This is a genomic window from Sphingobacterium sp. B29 (assembly GCF_001952815.1).
Taxonomy (GTDB): domain Bacteria; phylum Bacteroidota; class Bacteroidia; order Sphingobacteriales; family Sphingobacteriaceae; genus Sphingobacterium; species Sphingobacterium siyangense.
Window position 1 is genome coordinate 3,301,217 of sequence record NZ_CP019158.1, and the last position, 19,029, is coordinate 3,320,245.

Below are 19,029 nucleotides of genomic sequence, written 5' to 3' on the forward strand. Positions count from 1 at the left end.
TTTTTATAATCTGTTTTTTTGGATGGGAAAGATCAGGTCATCTGTGATTGCATAACATTGATACGCTGTAGATAATTCCTTACTGTCTAGCCCTGTAAACTTACTAAATGCAGGCAGGATAATTTGATGATCAGAAACCATAAAACAGGGTAAGCGTAACTGCCGTCTCGGTGGTATGACAATACTGACTCCTGGATGCAGATGGCCGCTAATCCTGAAGGAAGATTGATCTTCCGCATCGATGGGGTGGTGTTTAAATTGTATCTGCTGCAGTTCAAAGATTTCGTCATGTTGGTGAATGTTAAATCGATCGGTCATTTGTTTCGACAGGCGATCATGGTTTCCTTTGACCAAGTGGAGGAGAAGCGTTGGATATCTCGTTTTGAATTGTTCCAATAGTAGCACTTCTTGATTGATACCTGCATGAACCAAATCTCCAACAACAATAACCTGAACGGGCTGATAATAATCCACTAGGCGCTCGAGTCGATTGAGATCGGCTATTGTGGTATCCATGGGGATTGCAATACCGTGCTTTCTGAAATGTGCTGCTTTGCCAAGATGCAGATCGGACAGAATCAATGTTTTTTCTGATTTCCAAAATATAGAGCGTTGATTGTTAAGGATTAATTGCTGCTTATTAAAGGTAATTGTTTGCTCTTTGATCTTCATTTTCTACGTTTCTTTTTTTGCATGTTGGCCTTTTCCATCCGTTGGATACGCTCGATCAGTGCTTCACTCGACAGCGACTGCCGCAGGCTATCGACCTTGATCGGAAAGCTCAGTGGCGTGTACTCTTCGACAAAGGTATAACGTATTTTACTATTGTTTATCCTGTCGAATGCTTTTATTAAACGATATTCTTCCAATTGTTGGTTGAACACTTCGCTAAAAGCTTGTTTGAGGAGTAGGTTGCTCGGGTCGTGCTCCATTAATACCTTGAAAATAATTCCGGATGAAGCCTGTAGGGATTTATTGTTTTGCTGTGTACCCGGATAATTTTGAACCACCAATCCCGAAATGACAGCAATATCTCTAAATTTACGGCTGGCCATTTCTGCGGAGTTGATGCTGCTGGTAACATCTTCCATCAGATTTTTACGGCTCAAGACCTCTTCGAGCTGTGATTGGCTCAGTTGGATGTCCTTGTCGGAATAGAGTTCAAAACCATAATCATTCATCGCCATAGAGAAACTGATGGGGTACAATTTGCTGATGCGATAGGCGACGAGCGCTGCCATGACCTCATGGATCAGTCTACCCTCCAAAGGGTAGAAAAAGAGATGATGTCCTTCTCTTGTTTTGATATGTTCGACAAGAAATTCCGCTTCGCTAGGCACGGCCGAAAGTTCGGTCTGTTTTTCGATCAATGGTGCCAGGAAATGAAGCTCTTTTTCACTGGAAGGAGCTCCTGTTGCTGCAGCCAATTTTTTACGAAGGAAATGGCTTAAATTGGACGATAAGGGAAGTCTACCCCCGAGCCAGCTTGGAGTAATGGCTTTACCCGACGAGTTTCTTACGAATACGGTCATTTCCTTGACCATCACAAGTTCCAGGACGCGTCCCGCAAGAATAAATCGCTCGCCTTTTTTGAGTTTACTGATAAAATATTCTTCGATCATGCCGATATAACCACCGGAGAGGAACTTCACGCGCATCATGGCGTCCCCTACAATAGCGCCTATATTGAGTCGATGCAGAAGTGCCAGGCGACGATTTTTGATGATCCATTTACCTTCTTCATCTTGGATAACCTTGTGAAATTCTTCGTAGCGTTTGCCAATTTTTCCCCCTGCGGTAATAAAATACATGCACCATTGCCATTCTTCCTGATCCATATAGCGAAAGGCATGGGTATTGGCGACGATTGCATGCAGTTCTTCCGAACGAAATCCCCCACCCAGGGCGATGGTTACCATGAATTGAACAAGCACATCGAAAGTTTGAACCATAGGATCCCGGTTTTCGATCGTCTGCGTTTTTACGGCCTCCTTCAGTGCGGCGACCTCGATGAGCTCCAGGGAGTGCGTAGGGACGAAATAAATCGTAGAGGTTTCGAAAGGGCTATGGCCGCTTCTTCCAGCGCGTTGCATAAACCGGGCTACACCTTTACTCGAGCCAATCTGGATGACTGTATCAACGGGTTTGAAATCTACCCCTAAGTCCAAGGAAGAGGTCGATACAACTGCTTTAAGTTTGCCGCTGCTGAGATTATCTTCGATCCATTCGCGGATATTGGCATCAATAGAGCTGTGGTGTAAGGCGATTTGTCCGGCAAAATCTGGATGTGCCTGTAAAAGGAGCTGATACCACATTTCGCTTTGGCTGCGTGTGTTGGTAAATAAGATTGTGCTTTTGCTCTGGAGTATAATGGGGACGACCTGGTCTGCTAGGTTGCCACCGAGGTGTCCTGCCCAAGGCAATAGTTCTACTTTGCTGGGGTAAATTGGTTTGATCGCTATCTTCTTTTTCTCTTTAGCGACAATTTGGATACGTTTTTTTTCTGTTGGCAACAGGACCTCCATAGCTTCCTCGAGATTGCCTATGGTGGCAGTGATCCCCCAAACGCGCATCTTTTTATAGTGCGACTTGAGGAAGGCGAGCGCCAGTTCGACCATAACACCACGTTTGTTGCCCATCAGTTCATGCCATTCGTCCACCGTGATACACCGGAGATTTTTGAAATACTTATCCCGTTGTTTTTGTGCGAGCAGCAAATGAAGACTTTCGGGTGTGACGAGCAGAATATCGGGCATCGATCGCGTCTGTTGCGCTTTTACTTTCGGATTGGTGTCGCCATTGCGAACCTGAACGACCCAGTCCAGCCCAATATCGTCTATGGCCTTTTGCATTGCTCGTGCAAGATCTTTAGCCAACGAGCGTAAGGGTGTTACCCAAAGTAGCTTCAAACCCTTTTGGTGCTGATCCGGGTTATTAAGAAAGTCTATCAGTACCGCCATAAATAACGAAAAGGTTTTTCCAAATCCTGTTGGTGCAATAACTAGTCCGCTATATCCCTGCGCGTATTTCTCCCAGGCCTTGGTCTGAAAGCTAAAGGGAACATTTCCCTGGGATTCGAAATAATTGTTGACAATTCGAAATCCTTCACTATGTGCTATCTTCTCGTTCACGCTGTTTTATCGTCTCAAATTTTTATTGAATCAATTGTTTTATATCGTCAAGGGTGTCGATCTCTGCCGCTGTTTTGTCCTTTCGCCAGCGTAAAATCCTTGGGAAGCGTAATGCTACGCCAGATTTGTGTCTTTTGCTGTATCCTATCCCTTCAAAGGCAATCTCAAAGACAAGTTCGGGTCTAACCGTGCGGACGGGGCCAAATTTTTCCAGTGAATTTTGTTTGACAAACCGGCTTACTTCAAGGATTTCTTTGTCTGTAAGTCCCGAATAGGCTTTAGCGATCGTGACCAACTGATCGCCATCTTTTACGGCAAAGGTATAATCTGTGTAATGTGCACTCCGGCGACCGCTACCTTTTTGTGCGTAGATGAGTACAGCATCTATACTCATCGGATTGACTTTCCACTTCCACCAGCCTCCTTTTTTGCGACCGGCGTAATAAGGTGAATCCATTTTCTTGAGCATGATGCCCTCACTGTTAAGCTCGCGTGCTGCAGTTTGGATTTGTTGAAGGGCTGTCCAGTCCTCGGCATGTATCAACGGTGATAGTTTTAATACGGTATCCGGATTGGCTGCATAAAGTTCTTCCAGCTGTACACGCCTGTATGCAAGTGGCTCCTGGCGGAGATCTATTCCATTCAGTTCCAAGAGATCATAAAGGTAGATTGCAATAGGTACTTCCTCACGCAAAGCTTTTGGGATTGTTTTGCGATTGATCCGTTTTTGTAGTTCGGAAAAGTTAAGTACACGGCCGTCTTTAACAGCAAGAATCTCTCCATCGAGCACAAAGCTTCCGCTCCATTGACTGAGGGCTGCAGTAATTTCGGGAAACTGGGCTGTAACAAGTTCTTCCCCGCGTGACCAGATGTGTATGTCTCCGCTGCGCTTGATAAGCTGGCCGCGTATTCCATCCCATTTATATTCGACTTGCCATGTTTTAATTGACCCTAGTTCTTCCGGTTCTTTTTCAATAGGATAGGCGAGGCAGAAAGGATAAGGTTTGGAAAGATTGGTATCACTATACGTTCCATGAATAAGTTTTTCAAATTCGACTTCATGTGGATTCCAATCGCCCATGATGCTGTGCGCTACCGCACTCGCCTCAGTACCTGTATATTGAGCAAGGGCATTGATTAAGCCTTTTGCTGAAATGCCCAAACGGAAGCTTCCGCCCAGAAGTTTGTTAAAAATAAAGCGCTCGACGGTGCTTAGCCCGTTCCAGGATCGAAGAACGAAAGCTTTTTTCTCTGCAATGGATGCATTTTGTAAGGCAATGATTTCATCCATCCAGTCGCTAAGGCTTTTTTCTATCAGTTGCGATGCCGATGGCAAAAGTAGAGCCAAGGTTTCGGATAGATCACCTACGGCAGCATAGGATTCAATAAATAACCATTCGGGAATTTCTGTTATTTCTAAAGTCCAGGTTTTGAGGTCTTTAACCGCTATACTCCGTTTCGGTCTTTTCCCCGTCATCAAAGCGAGGAACCAAAGTTTATCTTTGTCAGAGGCTTCCCTGAAAAAATGCAAAACAGCCTCTTTTTTCAAATTGGTCTTGTTGCTGCTGTCGAGAGCATGTATCAATGTTGCAAATTCTTTCATAAGCTATCTTAAGTCGTTTGGACTTGGGGATCTTCTTCATCACCATACTGTGTGGTGACCTCTTCCGCTTCAATGCCGATTTCATTGAGATATTTGGCAAAGGTAGCTGTTTGCCCATGGGTCACATATACTTTTTCGGCCGAACTGCTACGTACTGCCTGCAATAAACCTGACCAGTCGGCGTGGTCACTGATCGCAAAACCAGCATCTGCGCTGCGCCATCGTCGCGCCCCACGGATTTGCATCCAGCCCGAACAGATGGCATAGGCAACATTGGGTATTTTTTGAAGGAGCTGGCTGTCCAGCAGTGCTGGCGGAAGCAATACAATCTGCTTGTCTAGTTCTTTTGGAGCTGATTTTACTTCCGCAATCTGATAGGGTGGTAGTTTTACACCTGCCTGGCTGTAGGCCTCATTTAATTTAGCAATACTGTAATGTACATATACTGGACCCATTTCATGTACAGCATTTAGAATACGCTGCGATTTTCCAAGCGAATACCCTATAAATACGGATGTCTTATGATTGCTTTGGTTGTTCTTAATCCAAGATTGCAGTCGTTCATTTTGTACCGCTACAGACTCCCATCGATAAATCGGAAGACCGAAAGTACTTTCTGTAATGAGCTCATGGCATTTCATCGGCTCAAATGGTGTACATAAGCCATCGTCCTGAATTTTGTAATCGCCAGTAAATACGACGACTTTACCTTTATACTCCAGGCGAATCTGGGCAGAACCAATGATATGTCCGGCGGGGTGCAGGGAAACTCTGACACCATTGATGTGGACAGGTTCATTGTAAGCGATTCCCTGGATTTGAATATCTGGACCGATCCGGCTCCGAAGTATATTGACTGTGAAATGATGACAGAGGTACTTCTTCATTCCCCAGTGGGCATGATCTGCATGGCCATGAGAAATAACAGCCAAATCAACAGGCTTCCATGGGTCGAGATAAAACTTACCAGGAATGCAGTATATGCCTTTTGATGTAAAACGTATCATATTTGTTAAAACAGGCTTTGACAGACTAAAGTTTTACTTATTTCATGCGCTTTTTTTTGCCAGCGGTTTTCCGTAATTCGATTGGTGGTATTCAGTTAATTTTTTTAGATTTGTTAACCTTGATGCTAAGTTTTAATACACTATGATATTAATTGTTGATGATAATCCGGATAATATTTACTCTTTGCAAAAATTACTGGAATCCAAAAATTTTAAAGTTGATACCGCTCAATCAGGGGAAGAAGCTTTAAAAAAGATCTTAAAATATAAATATGCATTAATCATATTGGATGTTCAGATGCCAGATATGGATGGCTTTGAAGTCGCTGAAAATATAGCGGGATTTAGCAAAACAAAGGAAACTCCGATCATATTTTTGTCTGCTGTAAATACGGATAAACGCTTTATCACCAAGGGTTATGATTCGGGTGGATTGGATTATGTGACCAAGCCTGTGGATCCCGACATCCTGATGTTGAAAGTTAAGACATTTTATCGGCTGTATGAACAGACCCAAGCGCTTAAAGATATTCAACAAACTTTAGAACTTGAGGTAGAACGGCGCAAGCAGGCACAGCAGGAACTGCGGTCTAAGGTGGACTATTTGCATACGCTTTTGGAGTCTTTGCCTCAAATTGCTTTTACCTGTGACAGTGCAGGAAATATTGATTTTGTGAATGGTCGCTGGTTTCAGTTTTCTGATGATGCCTCAAAATTCCCACAGATCTATCCTGGCGATCAATCAATCGAAAAAGAGCTTCAAGCGAGTCTTCGTTCTGGAGAACCCTTGGAAATGGAAGTACGTATCCAAAGGAGGCCATGTGGGGAATACCTATATCAGCTTTTGCGTGTGTGGCCAATTTTGGAGAATGGAGCGAGTAAGTGGGTCGGGACTTTTACAGATATCGATGCACAAAAAAAAGCGGAAAAGGAAAAAGATGAGTTCCTGAGTATCGCGAGTCACGAGTTGAAAACACCTTTAACAAGTATTAAAGCCTATATGCAATTGCTCGACCGTAAACTTAAGCTGGAGGAGGAAAGTGCTGAGGCAAAGTATGTAACCCGGGTTCAGGGCCAAGTTGACAAACTCAACAGTCTTATTTCTGATCTTTTGGATCTGTCAAAGATCGATAATGGGAAGCTGCTGATCAATAAAAAGGTATTTTCTCTCGAGCATATGGTCAAGAGTGCCGTGGACTCCATTGTTCAAACGCATGACCAAAGCAGTATGAAGCTTCTCCGGCAAGGGGATATTACGAACGTACAGATTTATGGTGATGAGATCCGTCTAGAGCAGGTGTTGGTTAATTTTTTGACGAATGCATATAAATATGCTGCTGGAACTGAAAAAGTAATTGTTGACTGCTCTATTGAAGACAGCAACGTGAAAATAAGTGTAATAGATTTTGGGATCGGCATTCCAGAAGAGAAGCAAGGTGATGTGTTTGAGAAATTTTATCGTGTGGAAGAAACGTCGTTCGATTTTCAGGGGCTTGGGATAGGACTTTATATCTGTGCTGAAATTATTCGCGCCCATCATGGAACCATTGCTGTGGAAAGTTCGGGTGGACAAGGCGCGACATTTTATTTTACCTTACCTTTAAATTTACCTATAGATGCCAAATAGTAAGACAATCAATAATCTAACGGTCGGAATAGGTTTTTCCTTAGTCATATTGCTGATAAGTTCTACTGCATCTTATGTTGGTATTCAGGAACAAAATAAATACCGTGAGGAGCTTGGTGTGACAAGGAAGATTATCAGTACATCCAATAATTTACTCAATGCATTACAAGGAGCTGAGACAGGAAACCGGGGTTTTCTTCTGACCGGAAAGGAAAGCTATTTAGAACCTTTTAATAAAGCATTAGAAAGCTTGCCCACAGAATTAAAGGCTATAGAGACGCTGACCAGGATGGATCCGGTGCAAAAAGTTCGTGTTGATAGTCTGTTAACTGCTGCGCAATGGCGAATAGAAGTCTTAAAGGAGGCCGTCGCTACTAAAAGAAACGGTGGTGTGGTTAGCTTGGCTCAGTTGGATGTTAGTAAATCGGCTATGGATAAATGTCGCACGATTATTAATGACATTATCCAAAATGAAGACGATACAATCAATCAGAAATCTACCAATCTGGACAATTCGTCGTTTATCACGACACTTTTTATCGTTATCAGTGCATTGCTTTCTCTCATTATTACCAGCTATTTTTATTTCAGGTTACGGGCAGATTTCAAAAAGCGCGCTTTGCTAGAAAAATCACTTCGTGACAAGGATGAAGCGATTTCAAGACGATTAAATCTCGTTCAAAAAATAACCAATCGCATCGCATTGGGGGAATATGACGTCAAAGCAGAAGAGGTAGAGGATGATGATTTGGGAGCAATAGCCAAATCGGTCAACCGAATGTCCAAATCGTTGAAGAAATCTTTTGACCAACTTAAAGATAACGACTGGTTGCATGCCGGTTATGCAAAACTCTATACTGGGTTGGTGGGGAATAAGAGTGAAGAAACGATTGCGGTCGATTCTATCAAAACCCTGATCGGATATATGGGGGCTGTTAGTGGTGCAATCTATATCTTTAATAATGAAAGGTTGGAGCTGGCAGGAACGTATGGACTGGATAAACAGGTACAAAAATATTTTTTACCTGGCGAAGGATATATCGGTCAGGTATTTACGGATCGTGAACCAAAGACCTTGAATAATTTAAATACGGCAGACTATCTCGTGAGTTTTGCCAACGGAAAAATCAATGTACCTCATATTCAGCTTTTACCAATGCTGGTTGATGATCAGGTGCTGGGTGTATTGGAGGTTGGTCAAATGGAGAGTTTTACTGCAGTGGAAAAGACATTTTTGAGTGAATGTTCCCGACAGATTGGGATTGCACTAGTTTCAGCAAAAGGAAGGGCGAAAATCCAGACCTTATTGGAGGAAACACAGGTGCAGTCTGAAGAGCTATTAACCCAACATGCCGAGCTTGAAAGCTTAAATACTGAATTGGAGGCGCAAACATTGCGTTTGCAATCTTCGGAGGAGGAACTTAAAGTGCAGCATGAGGAACTGATGCAGTCCAATCAAGAGCTGGAGGAACGCTCGCGTTTGCTTGAGGATAAGAATCTGATGATTGCGGAACGGAATCAGGAGATCCAACAAAAAGCTGAGGAGCTGGCGCTAAGTACCAAATATAAGTCGGAATTTTTGGCTAATATGTCCCATGAACTTCGTACGCCACTCAACTCGATCTTATTATTGTCGCGCTTATTGTCCGAGAATGTGGAGGAAAATCTGAATTCAGATCAGATTGAGTCAGCCAAAGTTATACAAAGTTCGGGGACAAGTTTGCTCACCTTGATTGATGAGATTCTGGATCTTTCCAAAATTGAATCGGGTAAGATGACTTTGGATTATGCGTCTTTGAACCTGAATGATATTTTGGCGGATTTGAATAGTCTGTTTTCGCCTGTTGTACAGGAAAAGGGTTTGATTTTCAAAACGAGTATCAGTGATTCGGTCAATCTAAGCTTTCAAGGTGATCGTTTGCGGATAGATCAAGTACTACGGAATCTAATTTCTAATGCCATTAAATTTACCAAAGAAGGCGAAGTACGTCTGGAAATCTATGAAGACCCAGGCGATAGTGATCGATTGGTGTTCGCTGTAGTCGATTCGGGTATTGGTATACCACTTGAAAAGCAGAAAATTATTTTTGAAGCCTTTCAACAAGCTGATGGCTCAACCAGAAGGAAGTTTGGTGGTACTGGATTGGGGCTTTCCATTAGCCGCGAAATCGCGCGCTTACTCGGTGGAGAAATCCGGTTGGAAAGCGAAGTAGGCAAAGGCAGTACGTTTTTGTTTATTATTCCGAAGTCGAAAGTTGAAGTCAAAGAGATATTGACCAAGGAGCAGCAATTGGTTGAGGAGATATCTTCGGAAGTAGAAGAGGTCATTGAGATTGTTAAAGAAGATAGCTATAATCCGGTCACGATTAGGATCCCGGAGGAGATTCCAGATGATCGGGATACGGTTGTAGAAGGGGATAAGGTGATTTTGATTGTGGAGGATGATATTAATTTTGCCAAGGCACTCTTGAAATATACCCATACGCAAAACTATAAAGGTGTAGTTGTTGTTCGTGGTGACCATGCACTTCCAGCAGCCCAGAAATATCACCCAGTTGCTGTTTTGCTCGATATTCAATTGCCAATTATGGATGGATGGGCTGTCATGGATCAATTGAAGGGCAATAAGGCTACGCGGCATATTCCGGTTCATATTATGTCTTCGCTTGAGGTGAAGAAAGAAAGTTTATTAAAAGGAGCGATCGATTTCATTAGTAAGCCTGTTGCGTTAGAACAAATGACTTCGGTATTCCAAAGAATTGAATCGGCGTTAAGCCGTTCGCCTAAGAAGGTGCTTATTGTTGAAGAAAACCCAAAGCATGCAAGTGCATTATCTTATTTCTTAAGTAGTTTTAATATATCACTTGAAGTAAAAGATAATGTAGAGGATAGCATTACAGCTTTACGTACAGCGGATGTGGACTGTGTGATTTTGGACATGGGAGTACCTGATGAAATGGGCTACCATACGTTGGAAGCAATCAAACAACATGAAGGACTGGAGAACTTGCCGATCATTATCTTTACAGGCAAGAATCTGTCCAAGGCTGAAGAGTTGAAGATTAAAAAATATGCAGACTCAGTTGTTGTAAAGACGGCTCATTCCTATCAACGGATTCTGGATGAGGTAGGCCTGTTTCTTCATTTGATTGAGGTTAATAATTCAGACGACGCTAGGAGGAAGAACAATGGGCTTGGAGCTCTGACTGACGTATTGAAGGGCAAGAAGGTTCTTGTCGCTGATGATGACGTTAGGAATATCTTCTCGATGACCAAAGCATTGGAGAAATTTCAAGTGAAGGTAATTCCCGCGATGGATGGTAAAGAAGCGTTGGAAGTATTGATGTCCGGAGAACCCATTGATATTGTACTGATGGATATGATGATGCCTGAGATGGATGGTTATGAAACGATTAAGAATATCAGACAACATGCGGACTATGCTAGATTACCAATTATCGCTGTTACGGCGAAGTCGATGATCGGGGATCGTGAAAAGTGTATTCAGGCAGGAGCTTCGGATTATATCTCGAAGCCGGTGGATATCGACCAACTCTTGTCTTTATTGCGTGTGTGGTTATATGAAAATTGAGGACAACTGATATATGGATCAGCATAAGGTAATATTAATTGTGGACGACGATCAACGCAATATTTTTGCATTGCGTTTGACGTTGAAAGCTAAGGGATATCAGGTGTTGAGCAGCACAAGTGCGAGCGAGGCTATTGAGATCTTGGAGGCGAATAAAGGTGTGGCGTTGATATTGATGGATATGATGATGCCTGAAATCGATGGCTATGAGGCGATTCAGCTAATTCGCAATTCGCGTTTTATGGGCAAAATTCCGGTTATTGCCGTAACAGCGCAAGCGATGAGTGGAGACCGGGAGAAATGCTTGGAAGCTGGAGCCCAGTCTTATGTCTCGAAGCCGATTGATGTCGATAAATTGATGGGTGAAATTGAACGGTTAATTTAAATGTTGGGCTATAGTATCATAAAAGACCATGAAATAGATATTTTGCTTGAAGATATCTATCGAGACTACGGGTATGATTTTTTGCAGTATAGCCGTGCCTCGATGAAGAGGCGGATTAATCGGCTTATGACGAATGACCGTTTGGCAAGCTTTGCTGAACTTCGCTTTGTATTAAAGGACAATCCTGCATTTTTGCAGCACTTTGTAGAAGAGATTACCGTTAACTTAACCGAAATGTTTCGGGATCCTTTATTCTTTCGTCAGCTACGGGAGGAAATTCTACCACAATTGGGTACATACCCGTTGATCCGTGTGTGGATTGCTGGTTGCTCCACAGGAGAGGAAGCTTACTCGATGTCCATTTTGCTAAAAGAGGCCAATTTGTATCACAAGTCATTGATATATGCAACGGATATTAATCCACGGGTACTTGATATTGCCCGGAATGGTGTATATCCATTGAGCCAGATAAAATCTTTCTCTGAGAATTACATAGAATCTGGAGGAAAACAGGATTTTTCGAAATATTATACAGCAAATTATGAATGGGCGAAATTCAATGCCGATCTAAAGCAAAAAATGATTTTATCTACCCATAATCTGGTATCTGATACCTCATTTAATAGCTTTCAATTAATCCTTTGTCGCAATGTTTTGATCTATTTTAATAAGGACTTGCAAGAGCGTGTCTTTAAATTATTTGATGCGAGTCTAGAAAATTTAGGATATTTGGCATTAGGTAGTAAAGAAACCATACGATTTTCAGGTATTCAACATAACTTTACACCTGTAGGGGATCAAAAAATTTGGAAAAAACTTTATACCTTATAGGGGGGGGGCAGGCAGACGTGAATCATTTTGTGTCTGATGTAAAACAATGAGGGTATACATAAACTATTTTATATGAGTAAAGCAAAAACGGTATTGATATTTGAGGACGATACCATTATTTTGGAGGTTATAACGGTTGTTTTGACAGATTTAGGGTTCCATGTTGAAGTTTCCGAAACTTCACATGATATTATCCAAAAGGTGGAATCTGCAGAGCCTGACCTTATCTTAATGGATAACTGGATTCCAAACATAGGTGGTGTTGAAGCGACTAGATTGCTTAAATCAGATAAGCGTTTTAGCCATATTCCCGTAATATACGTATCGGCAAACAACGATATTCAATCCCTAGCAGATCGTGCCGGAGCGGATGATTTTTTATCTAAACCTTTTGATTTGGAAGATTTGGAAAATATTGTCAATAAATATATTGTATAGATCAATTGTAAAGGTTGGACTTCTGTACTGCGCATTCAGTTTCTTGCGGGTTAGTTTAGCCGATGGTAGAATGTTGGCCTATGTCAGCGTTGACTAGGCTGTAGTCTATTATAAATTTGGTGTCAAAGTATTGGTGATTGTACTACCAGGTATTTAAGCCTTCCTGTAAGATATTATTATAGGTTGCCACATTGAACTTATAGAGGTCGGGAGCTTTATGGGCTCCACCTTTCCGTTGTTCGTCAAGTTTTTGAAGGATACCCATATTTTTCATTTTACGATAAAAATTGCCTCGGTTAAGTTTTTTACCAAGTACTGTTTCATAGAGCCCTTGCAAGTCGGACAGTGTAAACTTGTCTGGTAGTAAATTGTATCCTATTGGTTTGTAAGAAAGCCGTTCGCGAAGAGTCCGAAGAGCCTTGCTGATGATTTTGCGGTGGTCCATGGTGATATTAAGTTCAGTGATGTCCTTAAAGTCGATCCACTGGCAGGTCTCACTTAAGGAATCAGGTTGAGGAACAACATGTTTGTAATTTACCAGCGCGTAGTAACCAATTGAAATAAAACGCTGTTTGTTCCACAGTGTGTCGGGGTAATCCGCAAAGGATTGCTGGCTGCGCTGTGGGTTTCCAAATACAGCAAATTCTTCCAAGAAGATATCCTTTACACCCGAGCGTTCATAAAGTACACGTTTGACCGCTTCGTCAGTATCCTCCTCTTTCCCCACATAACCTCCAGGAAGAAACCACTCTTTATTGTAGTTCATTTTTAGTAAAAGGATTCTCAAAGAACCTTGATCGAAGCCAAAGACGACGGTGTCTACAGAAATGTGAGGTAGAAATTTTTCATAACTCTCTGCCGATGCGTTAATAATCTGTGTTCTGAAATCCATGTACTTTCTGTCTTTGGGTTAATATTACAAAAAAATATCTCAATGGGAGGCAAGTTGGCCGATAAAAGTCGAACAATTCCTTGTGTCAAAAATTACATTAGGGGCTTTTTTGTTAAATCAATAGATTGATAGTTAGCTTTTTGTGTTATTTCGTTGATTTTATTTTGTATTTGAACAAAAAGGTTGTACAATTGTATTGCTTCATAAAGAAGCAATACAAGTAACTGATTATAACGTATCAAGCCAAATGTTTTTATTGCCGATAAGGCGAACGTTTTGACTACGAACTCATTTATTAAAATAACAGATTATATGAACGCAAGGAAACTACTATTAGCTTCATCTTCCAGTCTATTTTTAACGTTTTCGGCACAAGGCCAGGTTTATCAAAAGATTGAGAATAAATATGGTCCTGTATTGGGTTATTCGACAACTTCGGGAGTGAAGATCCTAAGCATTGCTGGAAATAAATTTAAGGATCTTAATCGAAATGGGAAATTAGATCGTTATGAAGACTGGCGTTTGACACCAGAAGAGCGCGCCAAAGATCTCGCCTCAAAATTATCTGTTGATCAGATTGCTGGACTTATGTTATACAGCAGACACCAAGCTTTACCAGCACCCGCCTTTGGATTTATGGCAGGCACCTATCAAGGCAAAAACTATCAGGAAGGTATTGTTTCACCTTGGGCCCTGACCGATCAGCAGCGCGAATTTCTGGAGAAGGATGGGCTTAGGCATGTCCTATTAACAGCAGTAAAAGATCCGGAAACCGCTGCCCGCTGGAATAATGAGTTGCAGGGTTTTGTGGAAGGGTTGGGATGGGGTATTCCGGCGAATAATAGTTCCGATCCACGTCATAATGCTGTTGTCAGTGCAGAGTTCAATGCGGGGGCAGGGGGGCAAATTTCGATGTGGCCGGATGGACTTGCGATGGCGGCGACATTCGATCCAGCTATCGTCAAACGTTTTGGGCAAGTGGCGGCTTCAGAATATCGATCATTGGGCATCACGACGGCATTATCGCCACAGATAGATTTGGGTACCGAGCCGCGTTGGTACCGCATTGGTATGACTTTCGGAGAGAGCCCCGAGTTGACCACAGCCATGGCTAGAGCTTATATCGATGGCTTTCAGACGTCGAGTGGAAAAGACGAAATTGCCTTAGGCTGGGGGTATAAGAGTGTTAATGCTATGGTGAAACATTGGCCCAGTGGAGGGCCTGAGGAAGGTGGTCGGGACAGCCATTGGGCTATTGGAAAGTTTGCGGTATATCCAGGTGATAATCTGAAGCAACATATTATTCCATTTGTCAATGGAGCTTTTCAGTTGACAGGAAAGACGAGCAAAGCTGCCGCAGTTATGCCCTATTATACGATTTCTTTTGGTCAAGACGAGAAGAATGGTGAAAATGTGGGAAATGGTTATAGCAAATATTTGCTTACCGACTTGTTGCGCGGCACCTACGGTTATGATGGTGTGATCTGTTCGGACTGGTTGATTACGGGAGATGAAGCGCCTAAACCAGATGGATTTGCAGGTAAACCCTGGGGGGTAGAACAGCTGTCGGTGGCAGAGCGTCATTATAAAGCATTAATGGCAGGTGTAGATCAATTTGGAGGCAATAACGATAAGGCTCCTGTTTTGTCGGCCTATGAACTGGGTGTCAAAGAGCACGGACAGAAATTTATGAGACAACGGTTTGAGGCTTCCGCTAGAAGGCTTCTGTTAAATATTTTCCGGGTAGGACTCTTTGAAAATCCATATTTGGATGTCGAGGAAAGTCGTGTCACTGTCGGAAATCCGCTCTATATGAAGGAGGGCTACGACGCACAGGTAAAGTCCGTTGTTTTACTAAAGAATAGTAATCAGCAATTGCCTATTCGTGGACGGAAGAAAGTTTATGTTCCGAAGATGTATAAGGCAGCAATGAAAGATTGGTGGGGAAACTATACACAGGCGCGATTGGAATACCCCGTTAACATCGATCTCTTGCGGAAATATGCTGATGTAACCGATAACCCCAATGAAGCTGATCTTGCAGTCGTGTTTGTACAGAGCCCGATCAGTGTCGAAGGTGGGTATAGTGAAAGGGATCGCAAGAATGGTGGAAATGGATATGTTCCCATTTCCTTGCAATATGGCACTTATACAGCCTCAAACGCAAGAGCGGAGAGCATTGCTGCGGGTGATCCAGTAATCGATCCGTCGATTAAGAATAGATCTTATAAGAATAAAATGGTGACTGCTGCTAATGTGATGGATCTTCAGACGATATTGGATACGAAGGATATGATGAAAGATAAACCAATTCTGGTTGCTGTAACTGCCAACAAGCCGATGGTATTTGCCGAGTTTGAAAAGGAAGTCTCTGGTATTGTCTTGAATTTTGGTGTATCGACACAGGCTGTATTGGATGTTATGTTTGGAAAGTATGAACCATCTGGTCTTTTACCGGTTCAAATGCCAGCGAATATGGCTACAGTAGAGAAGCAAGCAGAGGATGTGCCCTTTGATATGGAGGTATATGTTGATCAAGCCGGACATGCTTACGATTTTGGTTATGGTTTGAACTGGTCTGGTGCAATTAAAGATGAGCGCGTACGCGAGTTTGTTAAGAAATAGGTTTAATCCATAAATACCATGTAAGTCACCATCATAGTTTCAGTTCATTTAGATGGTCCCGGGGTCAATCAGCGCCAGATAATCAGAAATTACTTTTGATAAGGTCGAAGCATTTGCTCGGCCTTATCTATTTTTATTATTTAGGTTATTATTAACCTAAAATATAACCATATGAATGTTATTTTAATTGTCATACTTGCCTTCGTTGCTTTTCTTCTATATAGTCAATTTAAAAGTGAGAAACCTTAGCTTATTTTCATCTTCAAGCTCGACTGCCATATCGATGAGATTTTAATGAATCTTAACTTTTGAAACCATATAGTGTATAAAAAGAAAAGCCCCTTTGTGTTGAACAAAGGGGCTTTTAAGTACGCCAATCAGGATTCGAACCTGAGACCGTCGGTTTAGAAAACCGATGCTCTATCCAGCTGAGCTATTGGCGCGTCGCTTTCGGTAATGCAAAAGTAGACATTTGTGTTATATTTCCAAAATATCGCCAACTTTTTTTTGTGGTTTTTCAATAACTGATTGCTTTTCAACAAGATTATTTTATTGATCTAGGTCAAACAAAATGAATAAAACTGCTGTTACCTTTGTGTTGTTAAACAAATAGAAAAAACATAAAATTATGGCACAAGGAAAATGGGAACTAGACGCTGCACATAGCGAGATAGAATTCAAAGTTAAACACATGATGATTACGAACGTTAAAGGAAACTTTGACGGTTTTAAAATAGATGTTGATGCCGATGGCGAAGATTTTAAAAATGCCCTAGCGAAAGTTGTTATTGACACTGCGTCCATCAATACGCGTAATGAACAACGGGATGGACATCTAAAAAGTCCAGACTTTTTTGATGTGGAAAAATATCCCACCATTACTTTTGAGGCAACGAGTTTAGAAAATGAACAAATTAAGGGAAATTTGACTATTCGTGATGTCACTAGACCGGTCGTTTTTGATTTAGAATTTGCAGGTATCCAAAAAGACCCTTGGGGAAATACCAAAGCTGGTTTTATTGTAGAGGGCAAAATCAAACGTTCAGAATTTGGCCTTAATTGGAATGCGGCATTGGAAACAGGAGGGGTAATGGTGAGCGACGATGTAAAATTTAGTGCTGATATTCAGTTTATAAAAGCTCAATAAGCACAATATGTAAAATAAAATTTGGTAGGAGAGTGGAAATTCGTACTTTTGTCGCGGAGAGTTGGCAGAGTGGTCGAATGCGGCGGTCTTGAAAACCGTTAACTGTCACAGGTTCGGGGGTTCGAATCCCTCACTCTCCGCCAGGTGCAAATTTTAAAATTTTTAAAAAGCACTAAAAAATAAATAAATCCTGCAAAATCAATGATTTGCAGGATTTTTTTGTTTATGGGAATTGCTGAAATTTTCAAAAATACTCATAATTTTTGTGGCACATTCGTGGCACATTGAGTTTCTGCAAAAATGTGCCACAAAATGCCACATTGACAACTGAAAAAATCTTTGGTTCGACATTTATAACCCTTAAAAAGTTTAATTATGTTAGAACAAAGTTATGGGCTAACCTTCTTTCTAAAGAGCCCAAGAGAAAAAAGCCGAACTATCCGCCTAGTATATGTTCGAATTACGGTAGATGGAATTTCGAAAGAATGTTCCACTAAAAGACAGTGGGATGTTACAAGATGGAACCAAAAAGAAGAGAAAGTTATTGGTAGCAAAGAAGACGCTAAAGAACTGAATTTCTTTTTAGATTCGTTTAGAACAAAAATTAATGGCCATAGAACTGAGCTGCTGAATAATGATAAGCTGATTACTGCTGTTGATCTTATCGATTTTGTGAATGGTAAGTACAAACGTCACAATTCCGTATTAGAAGAATTTCAGGAACATAATGAAGAAATAGCTTCCTTAGTTAAGACAGGAGAGTATTCGGATGGAACTCGCGAAAGATATGTCACTGCTCGTTCTCATGTAGCAGAGTTTATTAAATATAAATATGGACGTGAAGATCTTTCGTTTTCTGCACTAAACTATGAATTCGTGAAAAATTATGAATTATACCTAAAAACTATCAGAAATTGTTCGAACAATACCTCATTGAAATATATTAGTAATTTTAAGAAGATAGTTCTTCGCGCAGTAGCTAAAGAAATTATTCCTAAAGATCCGTTTAAACTTTTTACCAGTAAGAAAACAAAGATAATAAAGAAACCTTTGACAAAGGCTGAATTACAGCGGATTGAAGAAAAGGTGTTTTCATCTAAAAGGTTAGCAGTAGTTAGGGATGTGTTTGTTTTTCAGTGTTATACAGGATTATCCTATATTGATGCTTTTCAATTAAAATGGAACGATATAAAAGAGGCTGATGATGGAAGTATGTGGATCATGTCTAGCAGACAAAAATCAAAATCTGGAACTGATATTCCTTTATTACCAGAAGCTCTTGAGATAATTGCTAAATATAGTAATGATCCTGAATGTATTAAAAGAGGAGCGGTTCTACCAGGCCGTTCTAATCAGAAAATGAATGAATATTTAAAGGAAATTGGTGAATTGTGTGGGATTTATGAAACTTTAAATACCCATAAGGCCCGTCGTACTTTTGCAAGTACAATTATTTTAAATAATGGTGTTTCAATTCATGTAGTTAAAGAAATGTTAGGGCATTATTCAATAAAGCAAACCGAAGAATATGCTATAACACAACAAGAAGCTATTGCACGAGAAATGAATAAATTAAAGCTAAAATTAACTAATAAAAATTGTATCGATAAGAATATTAAAAATGATTTTGGTGATCTTGAAAAAGAAATGCAAATTTTACAAAATTTAGCTTATGCTGAAAACATTGATGAAGCTATTAGTAATTATAAAATCTTAGAATTTATTTTAAGGGTGGCTCAGAGACTGTAACA

Annotated in this window: 13 protein-coding genes and 2 tRNA genes; 9 read left to right on the forward strand and 6 right to left on the reverse strand. The window is 41.1% G+C overall.

The window, feature by feature from the left end:
* Positions 1-3 precede the first annotated feature (3 nt).
* Genes pdeM through BV902_RS13785 form a run of 4 tightly spaced genes read right to left on the reverse strand, consistent with a single transcriptional unit; the run spans position 4 to position 5,741 of the window.
* Positions 4-672: a ligase-associated DNA damage response endonuclease PdeM gene (pdeM, locus tag BV902_RS13770; RefSeq protein ID WP_075992434.1), complete on the reverse strand. Its 669-nt coding sequence runs from the start codon at positions 670-672 to the stop codon at positions 4-6.
* The gene (locus tag BV902_RS13775; protein ID WP_083663610.1) at positions 669-3,131 is read right to left on the reverse strand and encodes a ligase-associated DNA damage response DEXH box helicase; all 2,463 of its coding nucleotides are present in this window, start codon (positions 3,129-3,131) and stop codon (positions 669-671) included. Before BV902_RS13775 ends, pdeM begins: the two co-directional genes overlap by 4 nt.
* A gap of 22 nt (positions 3,132-3,153) precedes the next feature.
* Complete coding sequence (locus tag BV902_RS13780; protein WP_075992435.1) at positions 3,154-4,734, reverse strand: ATP-dependent DNA ligase; 1,581 nt, start codon at positions 4,732-4,734, stop codon at positions 3,154-3,156.
* Positions 4,735-4,742: 8 nt separating this feature from the next.
* Entirely contained in the window at positions 4,743-5,741 is a 999-nt protein-coding gene (locus BV902_RS13785) for a ligase-associated DNA damage response exonuclease (RefSeq protein ID WP_075992436.1), read from the reverse strand.
* Positions 5,742-5,883: 142 nt separating this feature from the next.
* Between BV902_RS13785 and BV902_RS13790 the strand changes: the two genes are divergently transcribed.
* The 5 genes from BV902_RS13790 to BV902_RS13810 all read left to right on the forward strand — a co-directional run bounded on the left by BV902_RS13790 (position 5,884) and on the right by BV902_RS13810 (position 12,614).
* Complete coding sequence (locus BV902_RS13790) at positions 5,884-7,368, forward strand: hybrid sensor histidine kinase/response regulator (protein ID WP_075992437.1); 1,485 nt, start codon at positions 5,884-5,886, stop codon at positions 7,366-7,368.
* Complete coding sequence (locus BV902_RS13795; protein WP_075992438.1) at positions 7,358-10,960, forward strand: response regulator; 3,603 nt, start codon at positions 7,358-7,360, stop codon at positions 10,958-10,960. The genes BV902_RS13790 and BV902_RS13795 overlap by 11 nt, the downstream gene beginning before the upstream one ends.
* Positions 10,961-10,973: 13 nt before the next feature.
* Positions 10,974-11,345, forward strand: coding sequence for a response regulator (locus tag BV902_RS13800; protein ID WP_075992439.1), 372 nt, complete (start codon positions 10,974-10,976; stop codon positions 11,343-11,345).
* Positions 11,346-12,176 (forward strand): CheR family methyltransferase, encoded by an 831-nt coding sequence (locus BV902_RS13805; RefSeq protein ID WP_075992440.1) that lies wholly within the window; start codon positions 11,346-11,348, stop codon positions 12,174-12,176. It abuts the gene before it with no gap.
* 72 nt (positions 12,177-12,248) lie between these two features.
* Complete coding sequence (locus tag BV902_RS13810; RefSeq protein ID WP_075992441.1) at positions 12,249-12,614, forward strand: response regulator; 366 nt, start codon at positions 12,249-12,251, stop codon at positions 12,612-12,614.
* Positions 12,615-12,756: 142 nt separating this feature from the next.
* Here the strand turns inward: BV902_RS13810 and BV902_RS13815 are convergent, their stop codons facing one another.
* Entirely contained in the window at positions 12,757-13,506 is a 750-nt protein-coding gene (locus tag BV902_RS13815; protein WP_075992442.1) for an NUDIX hydrolase, read from the reverse strand.
* Between the two features lie 312 nt (positions 13,507-13,818).
* On the opposite strand from BV902_RS13815, the gene BV902_RS13820 reads away from it, so the two are divergent.
* Positions 13,819-16,131, forward strand: coding sequence for a glycoside hydrolase family 3 protein (locus tag BV902_RS13820; RefSeq protein WP_075992443.1), 2,313 nt, complete (start codon positions 13,819-13,821; stop codon positions 16,129-16,131).
* A 369-nt stretch (positions 16,132-16,500) separates the two neighbouring features.
* Here BV902_RS13820 and BV902_RS13825 read toward each other — a convergent pair.
* Positions 16,501-16,574, reverse strand: a tRNA-Arg gene (locus BV902_RS13825).
* Positions 16,575-16,759: 185 nt separating this feature from the next.
* On the opposite strand from BV902_RS13825, the gene BV902_RS13830 reads away from it, so the two are divergent.
* From BV902_RS13830 to BV902_RS13840, 3 genes are all read left to right on the forward strand, one after another.
* Positions 16,760-17,278 (forward strand): YceI family protein, encoded by a 519-nt coding sequence (locus BV902_RS13830; protein WP_075992444.1) that lies wholly within the window; start codon positions 16,760-16,762, stop codon positions 17,276-17,278.
* 55 nt (positions 17,279-17,333) lie between these two features.
* Positions 17,334-17,421, forward strand: a tRNA-Ser gene (locus tag BV902_RS13835).
* 232 nt (positions 17,422-17,653) lie between these two features.
* Positions 17,654-19,027, forward strand: coding sequence for a site-specific integrase (locus BV902_RS13840; RefSeq protein WP_075992445.1), 1,374 nt, complete (start codon positions 17,654-17,656; stop codon positions 19,025-19,027).
* Positions 19,028-19,029: the final 2 nt, after the last annotated feature.